The 21684-nt window shown below is 39.4% G+C and carries 20 protein-coding genes and 1 pseudogene; 3 read left to right on the top strand and 18 right to left on the bottom strand.

The genetic code is table 11. The features are described 5' to 3' along the window. Positions 1 to 322: 322 nt before the first annotated feature. A complete protein-coding gene (locus ABFG93_RS05285; RefSeq protein WP_347551248.1) occupies positions 323 to 1240 on the bottom strand; it encodes an aldo/keto reductase in 918 nt (305 codons plus the stop codon). Positions 1241 to 1455: 215 nt separating this feature from the next. Here ABFG93_RS05285 and ABFG93_RS05290 point away from each other — a divergent pair, with 215 nt between their 5' ends. Continuing rightward, positions 1456 to 1869 (top strand): DUF1641 domain-containing protein, encoded by a 414-nt coding sequence (locus ABFG93_RS05290; RefSeq protein WP_347551249.1) that lies wholly within the window; start codon positions 1456 to 1458, stop codon positions 1867 to 1869. A 24-nt stretch (positions 1870 to 1893) separates the two neighbouring features. Next, a complete protein-coding gene (locus tag ABFG93_RS05295) occupies positions 1894 to 3075 on the top strand; it encodes an NAD(P)/FAD-dependent oxidoreductase (protein ID WP_347551251.1) in 1182 nt (393 codons plus the stop codon). A gap of 83 nt (positions 3076 to 3158) precedes the next feature. On the opposite strand, the gene ltrA (ABFG93_RS05300) is transcribed toward ABFG93_RS05295, so the two are convergent. The 6 genes from ltrA (ABFG93_RS05300) to ABFG93_RS05325 all read right to left on the bottom strand — a co-directional run bounded on the left by ltrA (ABFG93_RS05300) (position 3159) and on the right by ABFG93_RS05325 (position 7765). Next, positions 3159 to 4394, bottom strand: coding sequence for a group II intron reverse transcriptase/maturase (gene ltrA, locus ABFG93_RS05300; protein WP_347548065.1), 1236 nt, complete (start codon positions 4392 to 4394; stop codon positions 3159 to 3161). After that, the gene (locus tag ABFG93_RS05305; protein ID WP_347548066.1) at positions 4361 to 4552 is read right to left on the bottom strand and encodes a hypothetical protein; all 192 of its coding nucleotides are present in this window, start codon (positions 4550 to 4552) and stop codon (positions 4361 to 4363) included. The genes ltrA (ABFG93_RS05300) and ABFG93_RS05305 overlap by 34 nt, the downstream gene beginning before the upstream one ends. Before the next feature lie 430 nt (positions 4553 to 4982). After that, a complete protein-coding gene (locus ABFG93_RS05310) occupies positions 4983 to 5222 on the bottom strand; it encodes a competence protein ComK (RefSeq protein ID WP_347551253.1) in 240 nt (79 codons plus the stop codon). Positions 5223 to 6094: 872 nt separating this feature from the next. Further along, positions 6095 to 6373, bottom strand: coding sequence for an LLM class flavin-dependent oxidoreductase (locus ABFG93_RS05315; RefSeq protein ID WP_347551255.1), 279 nt, complete (start codon positions 6371 to 6373; stop codon positions 6095 to 6097). After that, positions 6357 to 6581 carry a hypothetical protein gene (locus tag ABFG93_RS05320; protein WP_347552922.1) on the bottom strand — a complete coding sequence of 75 codons (225 nt, stop codon included), beginning with the start codon at positions 6579 to 6581 and terminating at the stop codon, positions 6357 to 6359. Before ABFG93_RS05320 ends, ABFG93_RS05315 begins: the two co-directional genes overlap by 17 nt. Positions 6582 to 6787: 206 nt before the next feature. Beyond that, positions 6788 to 7765 carry a Gfo/Idh/MocA family protein gene (locus ABFG93_RS05325; protein ID WP_347551257.1) on the bottom strand — a complete coding sequence of 326 codons (978 nt, stop codon included), beginning with the start codon at positions 7763 to 7765 and terminating at the stop codon, positions 6788 to 6790. Between the two features lie 244 nt (positions 7766 to 8009). Between ABFG93_RS05325 and ABFG93_RS05330 the strand changes: the two genes are divergently transcribed. Further along, complete coding sequence (locus tag ABFG93_RS05330) at positions 8010 to 8369, top strand: winged helix-turn-helix transcriptional regulator (RefSeq protein ID WP_347551259.1); 360 nt, start codon at positions 8010 to 8012, stop codon at positions 8367 to 8369. A 559-nt stretch (positions 8370 to 8928) separates the two neighbouring features. On the opposite strand, the pseudogene ltrA (ABFG93_RS05335) reads toward ABFG93_RS05330, so the two are convergent. From ltrA (ABFG93_RS05335) to fbp, 11 genes and pseudogenes are all read right to left on the bottom strand, one after another. Continuing rightward, a pseudogene (gene ltrA / locus ABFG93_RS05335) lies at positions 8929 to 10699 on the bottom strand (group II intron reverse transcriptase/maturase). Positions 10700 to 10994: 295 nt separating this feature from the next. Continuing rightward, positions 10995 to 11768: a C40 family peptidase gene (locus tag ABFG93_RS05340; protein WP_347551261.1), complete on the bottom strand. Its 774-nt coding sequence runs from the start codon at positions 11766 to 11768 to the stop codon at positions 10995 to 10997. Between the two features lie 907 nt (positions 11769 to 12675). After that, the gene (locus tag ABFG93_RS05345; RefSeq protein ID WP_347551263.1) at positions 12676 to 13698 is read right to left on the bottom strand and encodes an alpha/beta hydrolase; all 1023 of its coding nucleotides are present in this window, start codon (positions 13696 to 13698) and stop codon (positions 12676 to 12678) included. A gap of 273 nt (positions 13699 to 13971) precedes the next feature. Then, a complete protein-coding gene (locus ABFG93_RS05350; RefSeq protein ID WP_347551264.1) occupies positions 13972 to 14343 on the bottom strand; it encodes an iron chaperone in 372 nt (123 codons plus the stop codon). A 186-nt stretch (positions 14344 to 14529) separates the two neighbouring features. Continuing rightward, positions 14530 to 15321, bottom strand: coding sequence for a DUF817 domain-containing protein (locus ABFG93_RS05355; protein ID WP_347551266.1), 792 nt, complete (start codon positions 15319 to 15321; stop codon positions 14530 to 14532). 33 nt (positions 15322 to 15354) lie between these two features. Continuing rightward, positions 15355 to 15567, bottom strand: coding sequence for a helix-turn-helix domain-containing protein (locus tag ABFG93_RS05360; RefSeq protein ID WP_347551268.1), 213 nt, complete (start codon positions 15565 to 15567; stop codon positions 15355 to 15357). Between the two features lie 10 nt (positions 15568 to 15577). Then, complete coding sequence (locus ABFG93_RS05365) at positions 15578 to 16060, bottom strand: DUF2975 domain-containing protein (protein ID WP_347551270.1); 483 nt, start codon at positions 16058 to 16060, stop codon at positions 15578 to 15580. A 314-nt stretch (positions 16061 to 16374) separates the two neighbouring features. Next, positions 16375 to 16929 (bottom strand): dihydrofolate reductase family protein, encoded by a 555-nt coding sequence (locus tag ABFG93_RS05370; protein WP_347551271.1) that lies wholly within the window; start codon positions 16927 to 16929, stop codon positions 16375 to 16377. 508 nt (positions 16930 to 17437) lie between these two features. Next, entirely contained in the window at positions 17438 to 17962 is a 525-nt protein-coding gene (locus tag ABFG93_RS05375; protein WP_347551273.1) for an SRPBCC family protein, read from the bottom strand. Positions 17963 to 18538: 576 nt separating this feature from the next. Then, a complete protein-coding gene (locus tag ABFG93_RS05380) occupies positions 18539 to 18982 on the bottom strand; it encodes a cell wall hydrolase (protein WP_347551275.1) in 444 nt (147 codons plus the stop codon). A 189-nt stretch (positions 18983 to 19171) separates the two neighbouring features. Beyond that, positions 19172 to 21103, bottom strand: a complete 1932-nt coding sequence (fbp, locus tag ABFG93_RS05385) for a fructose-1,6-bisphosphatase (RefSeq protein ID WP_347551277.1) — start codon at positions 21101 to 21103, stop codon at positions 19172 to 19174. Positions 21104 to 21684: the final 581 nt, after the last annotated feature.

Below are 21684 nucleotides of genomic sequence, written 5' to 3' on the forward strand. Positions count from 1 at the left end.
TCAGTCCAGCTAAGCTGTTGCTTGATAAACTAGGGTTTTTCCATGTGGTACGCTTGAATATTTCCCAAGTGGAAACAGGATCCGACTCCTGTTTTGTTGTTTGGCCTGTGTTTTAAGATGCTGATCCGTATTTTGTACGATAAGTGATAGAAACGTTGGTACGACAAATAAAAATGCCTCACAAATCACTCTCCAGTTTGTGGGGCATTTTCACTTACATTTTCACTTTTGTACTTCAAAACTGAACTATTTAGTCTACTATTTGGAACCTTTGTTGTTAAAAAGAGGCATATCACTTTGGAAGAAGAACACATCTCGAACCCTAAGGCAGGTCGTTTCCTGCTGCACGATAGAGTTCGTACCATTCTTTTCTATTCAGTTCAATTTCAGAAGCTTTCGCAATGTCTTTTAAACGTTTCGGGTTCATCGTTCCGACAACCGGCTGGATATTTGCAGGATGACGTAAAATCCATGCGATCGCAATAGCTGAATCTGTTACGCCTTTTTTCTCAGCAAGTTCCTGTAGTTTCTTATTGACTTCTGGGAACGCTTTATTTCCAACAAATGGGCCGTCAATCATACCGTGCTGGAAAGGGGACCAAGCCTGGATGGTTATATCATTCAAGCGACAATATTCGAGAACGTTACTGTCTCGTACGATCGCAGGATCATGCTGCATATTCACATTGAACCCTACATCTATCATTGGCGTATGTACGATACTCAATTGCAACTGGTTCACGATTAAGTCTTCTTTCAAATACTTTTTCAACAGTTCAATTTGCATCGGGTTTTGGTTACTTACACCAAAATGCCGAACTTTCCCGCTTTCCTTTAACGTTGCGAAAGCTTCAGCCACCTCTTCTGGTTCAAACAATGCATCCGGACGATGAAGCAGCAAACTGTCAATATAGTCAGTTTTTAATCGCTTTAAGCTACCTTCCACAGATTCTAGAATATGTTCTCTCGAAAAATCAAAATACCCTTCTCGAATCCCGCATTTGGTCTGCAGTTTCATTTTTTCACGAACATCATCATTCATATCAATCGCTTCTGCAAACACTTCTTCTGATTTTCCTTTGCCATAGATATCGGCATGGTCGAATAAATCAACCCCGGCTTCCATCGCATTTTCGATCACATAGCCTGCATCTTTATTGCTAAGTTCATTCATTCGCATACAGCCCAACGAAATTTCGCCGACCTCTAATTCACTGTTTCCTAACTTGATCTTTTTCAAATAAAGCACCTCTTTTCATCTGATGTTTCTATCCTAACACTTTGTTATAGAAATAGTCTTTGGAAACGCTTCACTAATTTGTGTAATGTGAGGGTGGGGGTCAGACAGGTTTCTGACCCCCACCTGATCTAATATTACCTTTAAGATTAAGTATGTAAGATTACAGGTTGGTAGACACTAATAAGCACCATTGCTTAATCGAAGGAGAAGTGGCTATGTCAGACGAAAAACGCGATCTCACTCTAGAACAACGGGCATTACTCGATCGGCTCTTAGAACCTCAGGTACAGGAATCATTGAACGTTCTCATTACAGAGCTTCCTAAAGTAACAGAATTAGTTACGATGCTTTCTAAGTCGTATGATACCGTTCAGTCGATCGCAACCGACGAGGTGTTGATGAGTGATACAACAGAATTTATTACTGAGCTTATTGCTCCAGTGAAGTCTTCCGCTAAAGAAGTAGCAGCGAATGTGATTGAAGCGAAAGAGCATGCCGAAAAGAGCTCAGAGGTAATCGGCGTATTCGGCTTATTAAAAATGCTAAAAGACCCACAAGCACAGAAGCTTTTCAGATTCGCGAATGCTTATCTTAAAGTTTCAGGAGAACGAAATAACCAAAAATTATAGATCTGCTAGGATGGAGGAACAATCATGTCAAAACAAATCGTTATTCTAGGCGGAGGTTATGGTGGGCTTCTAGCTGCTTTATCCGTACGTCAATACTTAGGTGAATCGGACGCATCCATTACACTAATCAACAAAACACCAACACACCAGATCATTACAGAATTACATCGTCTAGCTGCTGGAAATATCTCTGAACAAGCGGCGGCACTTCCGTTAGAAAAATTAATCAAAGGAAACGACATCAACCTCAAAGTTGCTACGGTTGATTCATTCTCTGTTGATAATAAAGAAGTGAAACTTGCAGACGGTTCTACCCTTTCATATGATGCACTCGTTGTCGCATTAGGTAGTCAAACCGCCTACTTCGGCATTCCTGGACTTGAAGAAAACAGCATGGTGTTGAAGTCTGCTGAAGATGCAAATCGTATTCGCACACACGTTGAAGAACGCATCAAGAGCTTTTCCGCAACACCGAACGAAGCAGATGCAACGATATTAATCGGTGGTGGCGGCCTGACTGGTACTGAACTCGTAGGTGAACTAGCTGATGAATTACCGAAACTTACACGTAAATATGGCGTTGATCCCGCTAAGATAAAATTGATGCTTGTAGAAGCAATGCCTAAGATTCTTCCCATGCTTCCGGATGAACTGATTACCCGCGCCATGACTAGTCTTGAGAAACGCGGCGTTCAATTCTTAACGAATCTTCCTGTAACAAATGTTGAGGGTAATGTGGTCGAGTTAAAAGATGGACAAAAAATCGTTACCAATACATTTGTCTGGACAGGTGGTGTACAAGGAAATCCATTGGTTGGAGAATCCGGTCTTGAAGTGAACCGTGGACGCGCAACGGTCAACAACTATCTCCAATCCACTTCCCATGAAGATGTATTCATCGCAGGAGACAGTGCCGTTTACTTCAAACCCGGCGACGAGCGCCCCCAACCACCAACCGCTCAAATCGCTTGGCAAATGGGTGAGTTAATCGGTTATAACTTATATGCCTATCTTGAAAAGAAGGATTATAAAGACTTCACCCCGATTAACTCTGGAACACTTGCGAGCCTTGGTCGAAATGATGCTGTTGCTTCAATTGGTGAAAACGAAACCTCTCTTAAAGGACTTCCAGCATCCGTGATGAAAGAAGCGAGCAACGTTCGCTATCTCTCACATGTGAAAGGACTCTTTGCGTTGGCTTATTGATAATCGAGTAGGAGGGGGTGACTAACCCCCGACCTCTCACACCACCGTACGTACGGATCCGTATACGGCGGTTTCATGAAAATCTAACGTGCTTCTAACGATTTTAATCCTAACTGACGCCAATACTTGTCATTGAAGGTACGATGGAGGATCGGGCTACTGGCAATTCGCCAGTAGCCTTTTCTTGTGTTGCTCCATTCAAAAGCTTTCGCTTTTGTAACACCTAATGAAAGGAGTTCTTTCCTTCTTGTTTTAGGTGTTTTCCATTCCTTCCACCGGATCATTCGTAATCTCCTTCTCAACCATGCCATTAATTCTCTAAAAGTTGATGTCGTTTCAGCGAGCTGGAAATAGTTTCGCCACCCTACAATGAATTTGTTTAATTTCTTGATTCGATCGGACATCGCTAAACTCCACTTTCGTGATGTTAAGCGTCGAAGTTCCTGTTTTGCTCGTTGGATTGATTGTTTCGCGACCCTGATTTTCGAGTCTCGGTGGAGCGTGAAACTAAACCCAAGGAACGTTCGTTTCCACGGGCGGTCAATCGCACTCTTTTCCTTATTAACTTTTAGTTTTAATTTCTTCTTGATAAACTGGCTGATATTTCGAAGGATTCGTTCGGCTGCTCTTCTTGAGCCTACGTAAATCTGACAATCGTCGGCGTATCGAACGAAACGAATACCTCTTGACTCCAATTCCTTATCCAGTTCATTTAACACGATATTTGATAGAAGTGGACTTAAAGGACTTCCTTGCGGTGTCCCTGCTTGGTTCGTCTGTGTTAGGCCGTTCTCCATAACCCCAGCTTGTAGGTATCTCCGAATGATTCGAAGGATGCGACCGTCCTTAACCCGACAACTCAATGTGCGCATTAGTCGGTCGTGGTGAACGCGATCAAAGAATTTCTCCAGATCGATATCCACCACCCACCGGTATCCGTCATTGACATATTCTTGGGCTTTTCGGACCGCATCGTGTGCTCGTTTTCCTGGTCGGAACCCGTAGCTTGAGTTGGAAAACGACGGATCGTAGATCCGTTGAAGATAAAGGTTGATAGCTTGTTGGATGAAGCGATCCATGGCGGTTGGAATGCCTAGCTTTCGTTTGCCTCCGTTCGGTTTCGGGATTTCGACACGACGGACGGGTGACGGTTGATAGGTTCCATCCAGAAGTTGGGCTTCAATCTCATTCCAGGACTCCGAGATCTGGGATTTCAGTTCAGACGTGGGAATGTGATCAACGCCGTGACTCCCTTTGTTTCGGACCACTCGTCGATAGGCTTCGTTTAAATTGTTCCGATGAAGTATCTTTTCCAACATGCTTTCTTCCTCCACGTGACAGGTTTCTTTCCTTGTGTGGCACCAATTCTCCACGCTCCATATGCCCTCAGAGACTTCACTCCTACCTCATATGTTGAGCTGAAATGTTCTGTGTCATCGAACGATGCGTACTTCGGTAGAACCTGTTCTCTATTCATGATTCGGTCCTTCCCGTACCATCTCGAGTTTGGAACGGTACTATGACCTCGGCTGACTTCTGATGGTTCAGTGACTTCTCTTGAAGACAGTTACCATAGGTGTATGGCGTGACCGTCAGACCTCCCCGGGTAAGTGCACAAACTTCCTCTCCATTTACCCGCCTCATTTACTGCCATTTCCTTTGGTCATTTGGACTTCGATGTGTGTTGCCATCTCGTCCAAAAATGACAGCCTTGTATGAGATTCGTGTTCCTCGGGTCGGAGATTTGCCTCTGGCTTCCTTCAGATTCCGAGTCGCCTCGGACACCCTTGCCTTTGGCTAACGGCTACAATGACCTTTGCCGTTCGGGACTTGAACCCTATAGCGTATGCACATGCCGGGCACACAACAGGGGGGTCAGACACGTGTCTGACCCCCCTCCCCCTTTTTTAACAATAAACTGGATTATTAGAATAATGACTGATCCAACGCCCCATCCGTTCCATCTGCTTCTGCAATCTCCCGTACGATACCGGTACGACCATTTCAAATCCATCCAGAAAAACAATTTCAGAAGAGGTCTTCGTTAGCGCCCTCATATCCCTCACATGCTGGTAAAACACCCAGCAGCAGTTAAGACTCTCAGGAGACTCCGTCGGAAAAACGGAGATTGCATTCCATGTAGACACAATTATGGGGGTCTGCTGCTCATATCTTAAATGGTAAATACACCTCCTCTGCTCTTTGCAGGAGTTTCAAATAATTCCCACCCCTTTCTTGATTATAGTTAATTTTTTGAACTTTAGGAATACTTTTTTAGTATGATTTACCTACTTTCTCGCTCTTTTTTATTTCCTGCTATAAAAGGATTTGAAAACATTGATTTCCTTCCAATTAGTTGTATAATATAATGTATTTTTATTCCATCTAGAAGTTTAACCACAAAAAAACCACCTCACAGGTAGCTTTGCAACAGCTCAGAAAGCCTCTGATCCAAATCATCCATCACTTCTTCTCTATCGCTGTGAAGCATCCGAGATCTCACACCACAGAGAGAAAAACCGATTTTGACTTGATCCGAGCCCGCTTAGCCAGTCCTATTCCTTCCTTATTTAAGTTTAGTGGGCTCCTAGACTTTGATAAAAACCTTTTTAAAAAGCCCTGTCACCTTCATTAAGTTAGTTCAGTTATTGTAGAGAAAATATTAAATAAAAGACGCACGTAAAAAAGCTCAGAGTTTATAGCTCTGAGTTTAAATTTTTATTGAGGTTTATTCCATTAAAGCTCCTCTTTAACGGAACAATGGACTCAATTCAATATTCTTGAATTGCGCCCGATTGTTGAATATCATTTTTCTATTGCATAGTATCGTTGTACTGCGTAGTAGTGCTGCTTATCGTTAACAACACTTTTTCAAATAAAAGGGTTAGTATTAATAAAAAAATGACATAGAATTTCATCTATTCCACTAAGGTTTCGTAATTAAAATCACTATATAAATTAATAATTCAAAAATTTTGCCTATAAACAAGTCAAATATCTTTAAATTTTTGTTGATAGACTAGACCAAAGGATGAGTCCTTGGAAAGTCTCGAGAAAAAAATGAAAGTAAGTGCTCTAACTGTTCTGGGAAATCATTGGCGGCAAGAGCTTCCCGTGAACGCTGTAAGGCCCATGCAGTCCATCCGTCAGTTCCAGAGGCTCTTCCTATCCCAAGATCTATCCGTCCAGGATGTAAAGCTTCAAGTAAGGTAAAGTTTTCTACGACTTTAAAGGGACTATGGTTAGGTAACATAATCCCCCCAGAACCTACACGTATATTTTTAGTGTGAAGCTGCATGTATACTTAACAAATCAGGAGATGTACTGATTTGACTAGTAGTGTTGTGGTGCTCAGTAAACCAGTATCGGGTATAGCCTAACTTATCGGCTAATTGGACCACCTCTGTTGAATTCTTTAGACTTTCAGTAGGATTACTGCTCTGATAAATATGGACGAAATCTAATATAGATAATTTTAAATTTTGTTCATTCATTGTTGAAATCATTGATTATACTCCTTTTAGAAATTCAGCAAATATATGTGCCTATTCGCTTTTGGAAAATCAGCATAAATCCCAAGAGGCTTTATAAATACTGGCGTTCTCCAGTTTGTGCTGATTTTTCCACTGCATCAAGCAGCTGATGAAGTTTTACCGCATCCGCAAAACTAGGTGTTTGGGATGTTCCTCCTTGTATATCTTTAGCAAACTTACTATGCGCATGAGCGACATTCAGAACAAACCCTGCACCGTTTTTTAAGCGAATCTGGTACCCAGTAATAAGCATCTGGGATTGTTAATTCATGTAGCTCTGGATCAGTAGGACCTGCACCCCACAATTGGTGTGATCCAAATTGAATGGAAGCAGGTGCATTGAGTACGATTGTTCCCTTGTCTCCGAAAATTTCAAGAGTAAACCCAGTTTGGTGCTTAACTCCCCCTTGTATATGAACGCTAGCTGCTGCACCGTTGGTCAATTTTCCTGTAATCAGTATTTGATCATCTGTCGATTTTTCAATGACTTTTTGGATATCCACCAATTCAACTTCAGGGAATTGGTGCGCTGTAACGGCTGAAAGTTCTTTAAACTCTCCGAGCATGTAGGTAAATGCATCAAGATTATGTCCTCCCACAATAGTGAGCAAGTTCCCTCCTATCTTCCGATCAAATAAGTACGCAGTAGCCTTGTCAGCCACGCCCCCCATTCCATCAATAGAGATCTTTAAATTGGCTGACAAAACTTTTCCAACATAGCCTTCCGCCAATAAATCTTTCACATAATTGATGGCTGGGGCCTGTCTGGCTTGCAAGCCAATCGCATTGGGCAATTGTCGGGACTCCACCCATTCCTGCATTTCGAGCGCTTCAGTGGTGTTTGAGCCCAGAGGCCATTCACAATAAATCGGTTTTCCAGCAGGAACAATAGCTTTTACTGCATCATAATGTTCCTTTACGTTGATGCTAACGACTACCATATCCACATCGGAATGTTGAGCCAAATCTTCCACGTTATCAAAAGCATGAGTTGCCTTGAAGACATCAGCGCTTTTCTTGGCACTCTCCAAATTGCTGGTCCCAACTGCTTTAAGTTCAAGCTCATTCAGGTGCTCCATTGCTGGTATATGTGTCCCTCTAGCCCATCCGTTATTAATTGATCCACCTATAATACCTGCTCGTAGTTTTTTGTCCATGTAAAACAACTCCTTTTTTATAATCAACCTGTAAAACATTGAAATGTTTTTTCGATCCCATTATCAAACCACCCGAATAAAATGTTCAGGTCTATTTATTAAACTTGTTTCTTAACTATTAACTTGTGTATTGAGTATCTGTTACATATACTAGAATAAAATCATTTCTCATCTTTTTGAAGAAGGCAATAAAAATTGACGTAGTACATTTTTTTGTACTTAACAGTAGAAAGCAGGTGAACAAGTGTCTAGAATATGTAAGGATGGATTTGACAAAGAGTGTATAAAGGAACAGAGAGAAGTATATGGCATTGCCTATACTCAAAACATACTTTCCGGACGTTGGAAATATCTGATTCTTTGGTTTTTAAAGTCCAAAGAACGTCGTTATAGTGAAATCAAAGCTTTTTTAGATAATATTTCACAAGGTTCTCTTACAAAACAACTTCGAGAACTAGAAACAGATGGCTTAATTAACCGCAGGGTTTTCCCAGAGGTACCTCCTCGTGTTGAATATTCATTAACCTCAAAAGGGGAAGAATTCATTCCAATTATTGATTTGATGGAAGAATTCGGAAAGAAGTTTGGGGAACAAGTATACTAATCAAAGTGAGTACAAAGAACGTTACCTCAATATCCAAAAATCTAATCTAAAGTGGATAAGTCAGTTTAGAGGAGCACAAAGACCTGTGCGGGCTTCGATATTATACATTTTCAAGACATGCAAATGAGCAAGCTTTCTTCTATTTGAATTTGCCTAAACATAAAAAAGATTGCCTCACGCCTAGCCATGTTATTAGGCTAGAGTAGGCAATCTTTTTAGATCACTCCCATTTTCAACATTGCATCATTTTAAATAGATAAAGCGAACTTCACTTTTCTGAAAATTAAGCTTAAATACATTCATTCAAAAAGTCACTTAAAAGTAAAATCATTTATTGCGCAGTATTTAGTCTACTACGTAATATAAGGGTTACTCCACAATCTGGCCCTTTTGTGGATCAAATATAACAATCTCTTGTTCCGTTTAAGTAGCAATAGGTAAGCCTTTGAAGTCATCTCCAGCTTTTCCCCTGCTCCACACGGAACGTGCTAGTTTCCCAGCATTCCGCGCTCCATCTACTGAGATGTAATAGATTATAAGTTCCTCGTTACTCAAACGATTAGGATAATACGATTTTCCCCTGTTCACATACCTTCCGGTATTGATTGATTTTGTTTAATATGGATTTTGAGATGTTTAGCTTCTTGATGATTGATAATATTTTATCCATGTCTGTAAGATGGATTAATCGGTGAATATCCTGATGGAGGATACGCAAGTTATGAAACTTGTCATTTCCTCCTAGTGACTTGGGTAAATAATGATGACAATTGCACTTCAGAAGCATGCATTTCCCAGCCTGTGATTTCACATTTTCCCATTTTCATACTGTATCGGCTAATTCTATTATCCATGTATTCAACAGACCGATTAGGAAGGTAAGAGTTCATCAAATTACCAATTTCCTTTTGAATATCTGGACGCAGCTTTTTATATAACTTGTTTCGTCCTTCCTCCGTATAAGGTGTTAATCTTGGACTGAAGTTCATCGTGTTAACTGTTTTGACGTTTCCGAGTGGGAAAAGGTATACTTCCGCCACTTTGAAAGTCTTTATGTTTACACTAAAGAACTGCTTATATAAGGGAGGCGGGTTACTCGGATATTCCTGCTTCCCAACCGGTTGAAGTCGGTTGTATATGAACGGCTTTAAATCGTAGGCAAGACGTGAGAACACCGGATTCACATAGGTCGCTCGCTTGAAATAATTATGGGTGCCTAGTACAAAACTGTTAAAACGCAGAACGTTTTGGGAAGTTGGTGAAGATTTAATCCGACGAATTAGTCTTTTGGCTACTTGTTTGATTTGTTTCCTTTTCTTTTGGATAACACCAGTATGTGCTACTCTTTTCTTCCCCTTTTCGTTCGCGCGTATCGTAATTCCGAGAAATTCAGATTCCCTTTTGCGTAAGTTTATGATTTTGGATTTCTCTGGCGAGATATCAAGGTTGAGGCGTTCTTTTAGATAACGACGAATCACGTGATACCATTTAAGAGCAGTCTTTCCATCACGACAAAGCACCTTGAAGTCGTCCGCATAACGGACGAGATACCCCTCCTTCAGGTTAGAACGCTTCTTTGCTTTTCTCTCACCGACTTTTGATTTAAATGGTTTATCGAGAGGGAAGAACTCCCATTGTCCAGCAATCCATTGATCTAGATCATTTAGTACGATATTTGAGAGTAGTGGAGATAAGATTCCACCTTGCGGAGTTCCTTTCTTCGGAACACCTTCTCCATCTATCTCAGCTTTTATCATTTTGGAGATACAGGCAAGCACTTTTCTATCCTGTATGCCCAAATTCCACATCTGCTTCATTAAACGTGTGTGATTTACATTATCAAAGAAGCTCTTGATATCAATATCAACTACAAAATGAAGTTGGGCTTGATTAATCAAGTATTGAATCCTTGCCATCGCATGATGGGCAGCCCGCAGAGGTCTAAATCCATAACTGTGTTTGTAGAAGTGAGCTTCCGCAATGGGTTCGAGAACTTGCCTGAAACTTTGTTGGATAATTCTATCCATAATACATGGAATACCTAGCGGTCTCCATTTTCCGTTATCCTTTTCAATCCATTCTCTTCTGACTTTCTTCGGATGATAGTTCTCCAGTATTGTACTCACCTTTAAAACGAGTTCATTCTCAGATAATTCCTTGATGTCCGATATCGTTTTTTCATCTGTACCAGGTGTCTTTGAACCCTTGTTTGATTTAATGGTTCGAAAAGCGAGTAAAATGTTCTCACTGGATGTAATGATATTATAAAGGAAGGAGAAATTGTTTCCTCCTTGAGCTTTCTCATATAGTTCTGTGAATGTATCCGTCATTCTATTCAAACGTCCCTTGCCTTTCCAAGTACCTTTCAACATAGCTATCCGTACTAGAAACAGGTGCTTCCTTTAAGCCTGTGAGCTTGATATCACCATTGTCTGATATAGCGTATTTCAGAGGGCAGAATTTTACTCTACACCACTCACCCCATCGATAGATGGGACATAGGTTTCCCTATGTTGAATATCTAGACCCTTACATTCGGAAGTTTGTCAGTTCAAAATTTATGTGTCATTTCCTAGGATGATATAAAAAAAACCCAGTGCGCAATGCACTGGCTTGACATATCGTTTATTTAAATGATTTAACGCCTAAATAATGATCTTGCCAAAAGTCGTAGCTGAGATCACTTACTTCTACACCGTCGCTCCCGGCATGGATGATTTTGTTGTCGCCGATATAAATCCCGCTGTGTGAAGCTCCTTCTACATCATAAGTCCCTTCAAAAAAGACGACATCACCGATTGATGGAGAATCTACCTGTGTCCCGTCATATTTCCACATGTCACGTTCCGTTCTCGATAAGTCGACTCCAGCTTCATTGAACACATACTGGATGAAGCCGCTGCTGTCAAAACCGTCTGGTGACGTGCCGCCCCATACATATGGTGTTCCGATTAAGCTATTCGCAATGGAAACGACTTCAGATTGCGAAACGGACTCATTAGGAGTGTCATCTGAAGATGTTTCAGTAGCTCCGGTATCAGTTGAGGTTGAGGAAAGTGCAGCCATGACCTCAGGCCCTGCTTCACCGTCTACCGTAAGTCCCTGGTCTGCTTGATAATCTTCCACTGCATCTTCTGTGATTTGTCCAAATATACCATCCAAGTTATATGTATAATAACCGAGAGATTCAAGTTCCGTTTGTAACTCGCTAACATCCTGGCCACGATCCCCTTTATCCAGAACGGCTGTTTCTGATGAACTGCTGGAATCGTTTTGTTCTATATCCTCTGAATCGGCCTTAGCAAAAACTCCTTCACTTAAGACTGGTGAAAATGCCATAGAGGCCACCAGAGCAGATGAAATCACATATTTTCGTACGGCTAATCTAGACTTGTACATTTAAATTCCTCCTTGAGCAGAATCTTGCTGAAATTTGGTAGCTTGAAAGACAGGCGGAAATTTAGTTTTTTTGATACGTGTTCAGTTTCTCGACTGATCTAATTCTAGTAAGCTTGTTGTTTAACATGATCATTTCCACGCCTTTCAAACCCAATTCCTAGTGTAACAGAAGAATTCTGTAATAAGGTTGCACTCACATTAAGCCTAGATGAAAACTTTTTTAACGTTCAGTATTATCTTACATAACCTGCTATTTGCTCCATGTCTCCAACAAAAAAACACTTACCTTTTGTTCAGCAAGCGTTTTTAAATAAATGATTATATTAAATTTTAAGGTCTGTATCCATAACCAAATGAGAAAAAGAAACTAAAAAGGATAAAGAGAGCAGCTGAGGGAATTAAACTTAATAAAATAAATATCTTAGCCCTCTTGGTTCGAACCTTAGTAAACCACTTGAAGTATATGAAAATTATGATACCAATTAAAGGCAAGAATAGATAATTAGTTATTGTGTTGACCCACCCTGAATTTTTATCCCAATACGCATCAGGAACAGGGAGAACATTCTCATATTCCCTATCAATTTTGTTCTTTATTGTGATAAATAAATATGAAACGACCAAATAATAAGCAACAATTATGCTTTTTACCCACCAAAATAAGTATTTGTTGAAAAGGACGATTATAAAAATGAGTGCCAATGTTATAAAGAATCCAGTGTATTGTTGCACCTATGTACACCTCCTACAAAAACCTTAGCCAAAATATGGTGAATTATAATTAAAATCCAACGAAATAAAAAACTTGTTGAAATAAACTGCCTCGTTAGATTATCTCATCTCTATCTTAAAATAAGTACTAAGGTTCTTATCGGTTGTTCCTCTCTGTCCTCTTCTCCATTCAAACTTATTCAGCCCGGCGATCATGATGGTTGCCTTGCGCGAGTACCCAGTCAGAGAAAACTTCAATGCCACCGATGACTGCCTCGTTACGGATCGAGTGAAATAAATCAAAATTATGTTCTGCCCCCGGTAATTCCACATAAACTACCGGATGAGATGAGGATGTGCGCACATGTTGAACAAAACTTCGAGCGTGTTCCACGCTCACAATCGTATCACGATCGCCATGGGCAATGAGAAATGGCGGTGCTTCCTTTACATTACATGCAAAAGGGGACGATGGTAGCCCCTCCCTGGTGTTAAGAGCACCATAGTAACCATACAGAGAGATCGCAGCAGTGACCGAGGTGTCTACACTTTCAAAACCTGGCTGGAATGCAGGATCATTGGGTGTAAGGGTAGCCATCGCGGCCAGGTGACCACCAGCGGAATTACCAGCAACCAATATACAGGACGGATTGGCATTGTACTCGTGACCATTCTTTCGTACCCATGCAATCACTTTTTTGAGATCAATTAGATGGTCTGGAAATTGTGCGGTTGGCCTGAGACGATAGTTCGCGCTTATGCACACCCAGCCCCGGCTCGCGAAGCGATAAAGAAGGGGAAGAGACTGACGATTTTTCTTACCACTGACGAACCCTCCCCCGTGCAGGTGTATCAATATTGGTGCACCAGGAGGATAAGAGTGATGGTGATAGACATCTAACAAGTTTCTCTTACCCGCATCACCATAGCTAATATTGGCTTTTCGCCTCACACCATAGCTCCTTACAAAGAAAGGACCGAGCAATGCTCTGGCCATAAATTTTTTTCTTAAACGCCTTTCAATTTCAGGAGTTGTAACAGTTCGCCACCGGTCCAGGTTGACATCCAGTGCGTGCATGACCACGGAGGATGCCCTTAGCCCCCGAGCGATAATCACTACTACTCCCATCATTGACAGCAAAATAATCGCAAATGAAACCCATCCGAGTGTAGAATAAATATCCCTCTCTATAAAAGCTAACCATGTCGACGCTGTCATGAACAAAAAGGCATGGAACGGAAGCTCATTAGAGACATTGAGGTATTGGCCAAACGAACCGAAAGCCTTTGCCCAGTTACGGGGTGCTAAAGCGAAACAGGTGCCTGAAGCTAGAAACAGTGCGGTAAGGAAGTAGCCGATTGGTTCGGATGACACATTATCAGCTTCCTTTCTGGATTTTACAGTTAGGTGTAAGGAGGAATATACAGATTTGAAGCAATACTCCTACTACATTAAAGCTCCCAATATCTAAATACTAGAAAGCAAAGACATTTATTTCCTCCAAAAAGTTGAACAGTCTACCTTATCCTGAATATTAAATTCAATCATTTTCTCAAGCAATTCGTAATTTACCGGCTCTTTCCACGGAATTCGAAACAAGCCTTTGGTAGCGCTGTAGCCAGCTTGTGCGATGCCATCGGTAAAGTGCGCCATGGTTACTTCTTCAGGTGCAACGCTCAAATGATGCTTCGCTGTGGAAATGGCGATGATAAATGTGCCATGATCGGAAAACATTGGTGTATTCCACTTGATTTGCGGCTCCAAATTTGGGAATTTATTAGCAACCCACGCCAAAATTTCCTCTGTCCTGTCGCGGTGGTCGGGGTTATCGATCCCTGTTAAATATTCTGAAAAAACTTCCATATTGGTCCCTCCTAAAGTGAAAATTATTTTTGAACGATGTAATTTTCATGCCTATCTCAACTAAATACACTACTTCATTATCCCTCTACAAAAGATGTTCAAGATAAGGGCTTCTAATCCTTCTAGATCAACATCCATAAAATAATACTTTCGAATTCAGCCGCCCATTTAACAAATAATGCAGGTTTAAAGAAATTGTTTGACCTCGATCTTAGTAGAATTTATTCCCTTAACCTGCTTTAACGTCGCTACTATAAGAAAGCTAACAATCACTAATAAGAGCCATGAACTCACCTTTCCTAGATGTACAAGATTCCATGCATGTGTTTGGTTTGGGTATTCCCAAGCTCCAAAGAATGTTGCGATATTTTCGGCGATCCATATAAAAAATCCGATGAGTACAAAAGAAAGTGCGAGTGGCATACGGTAACGAGTGCCGTCAACCGCGTATGTGACCCATGATTGCCAGAAGACGATCATTACAAGTCCAGATAACCACCAACGAACATCAATCCAATAATGGTGAGTGAAAAAATTCAAATAAATCGCAGCTGCAAGAGGTACAACTACCCTAAATGACGGCCACTTAACCAGTTGAACCTTTAACCTTCTCCACGCCTGGCAAAGATAACTTGCTACACTTGCATACATAAATCCACTATACAAAGGCACTCCAAATATTTTGGAATATCCTTCCTCCGGATAAGACCAGGAACCCATATGCACCTTGTAAAGCTCAAGAGCAAGACCAATAAGGTGGAACAATGTGATAACTTTTAGTTCATCCAGCGTTTCAAGTCCTGAACGGATCATCCACCATTGCATCAGAAGGCAGATGATGATCAGCCAGTCATACCGTGGTAGGAAGGGAAGTGGAATGATCTGTGTAATAGCCAAAGAGGCAAAAATTACGATAGGAAACAAACAGGATAGAGCTTGCTCCCAACCAAAACGAACAAGTTGTTTTAGTGCTCTCACAATTTATGCCTCCAATAACCTTCTATACTAAATTTAATCTTGCTCACTTTTATATTCTAAAATATCGCCAGGCTGACACTCTAATGCTTTACAGATCGCCTCTAAGGTTGAAAATCGAACCGCTTTTGCCTTCCCATTTTTCAATATAGAAAGATTCGCCATTGTGATCCCAACCCTCTCAGAAAGTTCTGTAACGCTCATTTTCCTTTTAGCCAACATCACATCAATATTGATTATAATTGCCATGTTATCCACCTCATACCGTTAAATCATTTTCTGATTTTATATGAATAGCTTCTTGCAAAAGTCTTTGGAGAACGGCAGCAAAGACCGCAATAACCATCGATGCAAAAGGAACAACCAATCCGATAAAAATGACACCTGGGGCGTCGTCTATCTCCGCAAAGATATAGAAGAGCGGCAAGACTAGCACATGCAAACTACTGATTGTGATTGCACAGTATTTGATTTTCTTTAAGGACTTTACAGATAATTCGGAGAAAGCTTTGCTTTTGTCAATATAACGTAAAATTTTGAAAGCCTGATACAAAGCAAAGTAAAAGGGTATCGCCGATGCATAAAAAACAATGGAAACGAGATATTTCATATATGCAAACTTTGGAAACATTTGTGCTACAACATTCCCTATCTCAGGTACCAAAAAAATGCACAAAGCAAGAACTGGGATTCCCATAAGAATAACAGCCAATCTTAAAAATAGTGTTGTTCCTCGTTTCATAAAAAGCACCTCACTTATTTATTGTCAATTTGAATTTAGCACACATTTTATCGTTTTACAATAAAACATTATCGTTTTTGATTACATTATTATTGTTATGTAAAAAATAAAAAAGCATTCCTCATTATAAAGAAATGCTCTATCACTTTAAACTACTATTCAATTTATAATCGCTCCCTTAACTGAAAACTGCAGAAAGTATTTTTCTCAACTTGCTTGTATCTTCAGGGGTAACTATATAAACTTCTTTTTCGTAACTATTCTAAGTCCATTGATTCCACTCCCCTGCTAATTCATTTATTGCTCCTCTTATGTTAAAGAACGCGAAAATGAATACTTGTTCTTTCTCCGATCTCCTTTACCCTGACCTTTTCCAATTCAATCGGCGCTTCTCCTATGGACTCAAAAAGCTCAAGACCTCCACACAGAAGAACCGGCATAATATCGATCTGCAACTCATCTACGAGTTCTGCTTTTATGCACTGCTGGACTGTGCTTGCGCCACCTATGACCGTAACCTCTTTATCTCCAGCAGTTTTTTTTGCCTGGGCAATAGCACTTTCGATGCCTTGGGTGACAAAGGTAAATGTTAACTCCTCTGTCTCTTTCGGATGTTTTTGCGGTTCGTTTTCGCAAAGTACAAAGATAGGCACTTGGAATTCATAATTTCCCGCGTATAAATTCGGAGTACCTGACATGTCATAGGCGTTCCTTCCCATGACCACCGCTCCTGTATTTCGTATTGATTCTTGCAAGACTTCGCTTTTTCGCAGTTCCTCTAGATCCTGATACAGACGACCTACACTACCTTTCCTGTCGTTGATGTACCCGTCTAATGACATGGTCATTCCTAAAACAACTTTTGCCAACAAAATCCCTCCTTTTCTTTTGTTTTCTTAAGATGACTGTTAAAAATTTGTTCTCGATTGCTGAAAAACTCTTTATTTATTCATTGAAACTGCCTGTTTTTAAATAACGGAGCTGAAGACCATAATAATTGAATTTGGATTTAATCAACTGGATTTAAACAAAGTCTGGGCCTCAGCTATATCCAGAAACAAACCTTCGCTAGTAGTTATTAAATGGCTGCATAGTTAACCGTTAAGTTTCTAACTTCAAAGACATACTGAAATACCTTCTTTTCTTAGACATTTCCCACAGGGATATTGTTTCCGATTAGTTAATACCAATTATTTCAAAACCATCATCTTAAAGTGATCCTATATTGCAAGAAAAAGAGAGCAAATCCTATGAAAGATAAGCTCCCTTTTATTAAATATTTGATAACAAGAGAATCGAACTTGAAATGAGCGCCAACCTTATAATAGCAGATAAAAAATAAGGGCTCAATCCACAGACAAGATCGTTGTTTTTTTATTATTGTAGTTGATTAAGGTAGTCATCAAGTTTTTCATTTTGTGAAGTGAACCCTTCAACAACACCCATATCCATGACTTGCTTAAGCGCATCAACTGAAGTAAATTCCGATTTGGTGATGAGCTTTGTCTTATCACCTTCATCTAAGAATGTAAGGGATATCAACATCTCTGGCATACCTTCTACTTTATTACCTTCTGCATCAGAAAATATATCTTTGTAAACGATCTTCTCTGATTCAACTATTTCTTGATAAATCGCTTTTCCCCAGGATTCCTGGCCATACCATTCACCTTGGTTTTTGTCGATGCATTTCATACAGTAATGCCATTCACCTTCAGGTTTGAACTCGAAGGAACGATTCTCGGTTTCCCATCCTTTAGGCCCCCACCAGCTTGCCAAACGCTCTCCATCTGAGAATACCTTGAATACTAGATCACGGGGAGCATCAAAAATCCTTTCCATTGTGAGAGTTCGCCCTTCTACGTTCGTTTTCATACTCCGTTTCACTTTGTTGTCAGACATTTTAATTCCTCCTTATTAAAATATCGTACAATGTACAAAAACTAACGATCCTCCTTCTGCGACATCGGACTATCACCTATGAATGTAAAAGTCATACTCCTTATTCGCCATTGTTGTCGTCCTTTCCTCTTAACTAGAGACAAATACTCATCCAATCGATCGAATTTTTCTTGCCGAAATATTTCGGCAAGAATCGATGAACGGCTGAGGACGAAGCTTATAAATCCTCCAACTCCTCAAATAAAATAACCACTTAAAATGCAAGTTCATTCAGGATCAGGATAATGTACGAGCATAAAAAATCTTACTGTTTCTTCTGACTCATTGTGATAACCATGTACTGAGTCACCCAAGAACTGAAGCCCGTCCCCGGAATTTAATTCATGCACCTCATTCTGAACGTTGGACAATCGCCTACTTTTGTTTAAGTACAATATTTCACAAACTTGCTTTCCTGGATAAGTACTATTACTAAATGTTTGATCTCTATAAAAAGGGGAACGCCTGCTAACCAGGAAGTTCCCCTTTTTATTTTGTGAGATAAAAATACACCAAAGCAACTGAATTAGAGTAAGCTTAACCTCCGATATAAACACTGGCACATGTTCCTTGTGCTGGTTCATAATAACAATGATTTTTATATTGACCAGCAAAAGGTTGACCGTACCATGTTGGAGGACATGGAGCATACGGATTGAAATACCAAAGAGCATATTTCCCTGGATGTTCCCTCCAATAATCCAAATTCTTTTTGGCTAATCTTTTCTCAACTGATCTCGCTCTGTTATAAAATACATTACCCTTTTGAACAGCTTCAAAAGAATAATTTCCTCCTTGTACTTGATAAATGATTTGTGCAATTGTTCTTAAACCTCTAAAGTCTAAACATTCTGCTTTCGCACGATTAACAATTACATTTCCAACATACAACATTCCTTGTTTTCCTTCACCTTCGGCTTCCGCTCTCATCATCCTTGCCATTAAGTCAACGTCTGAACTTTTGTATTTTACTCTCGGCATTTTTATCACCCCAAAAGTATTGTATGAAAAATGCCTACTTTGATGTCACTATTTATAAAACTAATAGGGCTACTAGGGGTTGGCAGCAAACTTTATGCATCTTTATCAAAGCCCTTTCCTAATTTAATAGCTTTAATGTACTCCCAATAAACATTTTTTATAGCATTTATTAAATTGTAAGGACTTGCTTCAATTGATATAGCGATATTCCATAAGACTATTCAAAATAGAGATTTCCTGCAATAATTCCTCTCCAACATTCGTTTCTAGAACCTTTTTTCTCTCTAGTTCTTTATCCACCAATCTTTTTACTGATAAAACATCTGTTCCATCTAGTAGAACCTCTTTTTTGGAATTAAAATGTGTATGGGCGACAAGCTGCATGCCGTAGGAATTATATAATAAAGTGTATCCAGCAATACCCGTTGTTGATTGATACGCCTTGGAGAAGCCTCCATCGATGACAATCATCTTCCCATTTGCTTTTATTGGATTTTCTCCGTCTATTTCCTTAACCGGTGTATGGCCATTTATTATATGACCTTGATCTGGATTAAGATCAAAATCTGTTAAGATTTTACGGCAAATTTCCTCATGTTCACGTAAATGGTAATATGGGTTCTTTCTTTCTTTATGGGGCTCTTTATCCTCAATGAAATATCTTTCAAAGGTTGTCATTTCTCTCTTCCCGAAAAGTGAGGAATACTCTCCTGTCCATAGATACCAAACCATATCTGTCTCAAGATCATCTGTCTCTTCAGGATGTGCATAAGCATGTCGTAAATAATTCTCAAAAACATCTAGCAAGTCACGCCCTGCATAGGATTTATTTTCAATCATCATTTTTTCCATATTTCCTTTTTCATCTAAAGGAATACACCCATGTATTAATAAGTTCCCGTTATACTTCAAATATAGACTGCCTTTTTTCATAAGAAAATTCATATGTCTAGCTAGCTTTTCCGAGTGTTGAAGTGAAAATAACAGCTTGTCCATCACTTGCTCTTCTTCCTCTAACAGCTGATCAGGTTGCTCAGGATTAACCGTTTTAAAACAGGTGTTTTCTAGCTGGTACGTTTTACCATGAATCGTAATGTTGTTTTGATCAAAATTAATTTTCTCTAACAAAAGCCTTTCTGACATATTAAAGCATGACCGTCTCTTTATTATTGGGCTTTCAAGTTTGAACTGAATCATTGTTATGGCTTGATGAATTTTCGTAATTTGACATTTTTCATGATGCGATTGCTTTTCGTCTGAATCTATTTTTGGTCTAAAGGCTAGGTTGTCATCATAGTATTTTTCTGCAAGATTGAGAAGTGGTCTAAGATTTATTCCATACACATCTTCAATAATCTCCAAATTGTTGTACCTAGCACAAATACGGATAATATTAGCGAGACAAACCTTTGATCCAGCAAAGGCACCTATCCATAGTACATCATGATTTCCCCACTGAATATCAACCGAGTGATAATTGATAAGTGTCTCCATAATTTTATCTGGTTCAGGTCCTCGATCATATATATCCCCCACTACGTGAAGATGGTCAACAACCAATCGCTGAGTGGTATAAGCAAGACCTATTAGGAGCTTATCAGCCTGACCGAGGGAAATAATTTGCTGGAGAATTTTCTCATAATAAGATTCCTTATTTGTGAGATCATCTGTTTTGTATAGTAGCTCTTCTATAACATAAACAAACTGAGCTGGTAATGCTTTACGTAATTTCGAGCGTGTATATTTAGAGGATGCGTAAGAAATGAGCTTAATCATACGCTCAATGATTTGTGTGTACCATTGGTGTAATTCTTTTTCATTGCCAATCGCATGCTTAATTAACTTTATTTTTTCTTCAGGATAATATACTAATGTCGCAAATTCATTGATTTCTTTTTCAGATAATACTTCTTTAAAAAGGTCTGTTATTTTCTCTTTAACTTTCCCCGAACCATTTCTTAACACATGTTGAAAGGCTTGATACTCCCCATGTAAATCACTGACAAAATGCTCTGTTCCCTTTGGTAGATTAAGAATGGCTTTAAGATTAATAATTTCAGTGACTACTTTTTCTTCACTATCATATTTTTGGGCAAGTAAATCTAAGTATTTTGTGTTCAAAATTATGTATCCCCTTTCAAAATTTAAGAGCTAAAAAAATCGCATCGCAATTAACTATTTACATTATAAGAGAAAACTAAAATTGAAATTTAACCGCTACCTTTCTTTTTATTATTTTTTCAATTGTGAATTTTATTAATTATATATGGATAGTAACATATTATTTACATTTATGAATAAGAGGCGACTCTTTGAGAGGGAATATATACAAAAACAATCATTGACCGCACCTAACTTATGGAAAATTATTGTTGTAGATAAAGAAACCCTTCAAATTTCTACTACTTGTCTATTCACTTATTTAATACTGCTGCCTTTTAATTAAATAAAGACTATGTATCTATCTTAAATAAATTTTAACATGAATTTCCTATCCCTTCTTTGTGTTATTTTTGACACCCTAAATACCAACCGAAATCGCATCGTAAATAATCGTTTGACAATTACTATTCTCGTCCTGCTAATGGCTATGCTAATTTGTGCGTTTATTCACTAACTCTAAATACTTATATAGCATCAAGAAAAACGAGTATAAAACCTTTGCGGTTTCACACTCGTTGTCATATGCCATTTCTATACAT

The sequence above is a fragment of the Pseudalkalibacillus hwajinpoensis genome, from assembly GCF_039851965.1.
Lineage (GTDB): Bacteria > Bacillota > Bacilli > Bacillales > Guptibacillaceae > Guptibacillus > Guptibacillus hwajinpoensis_E.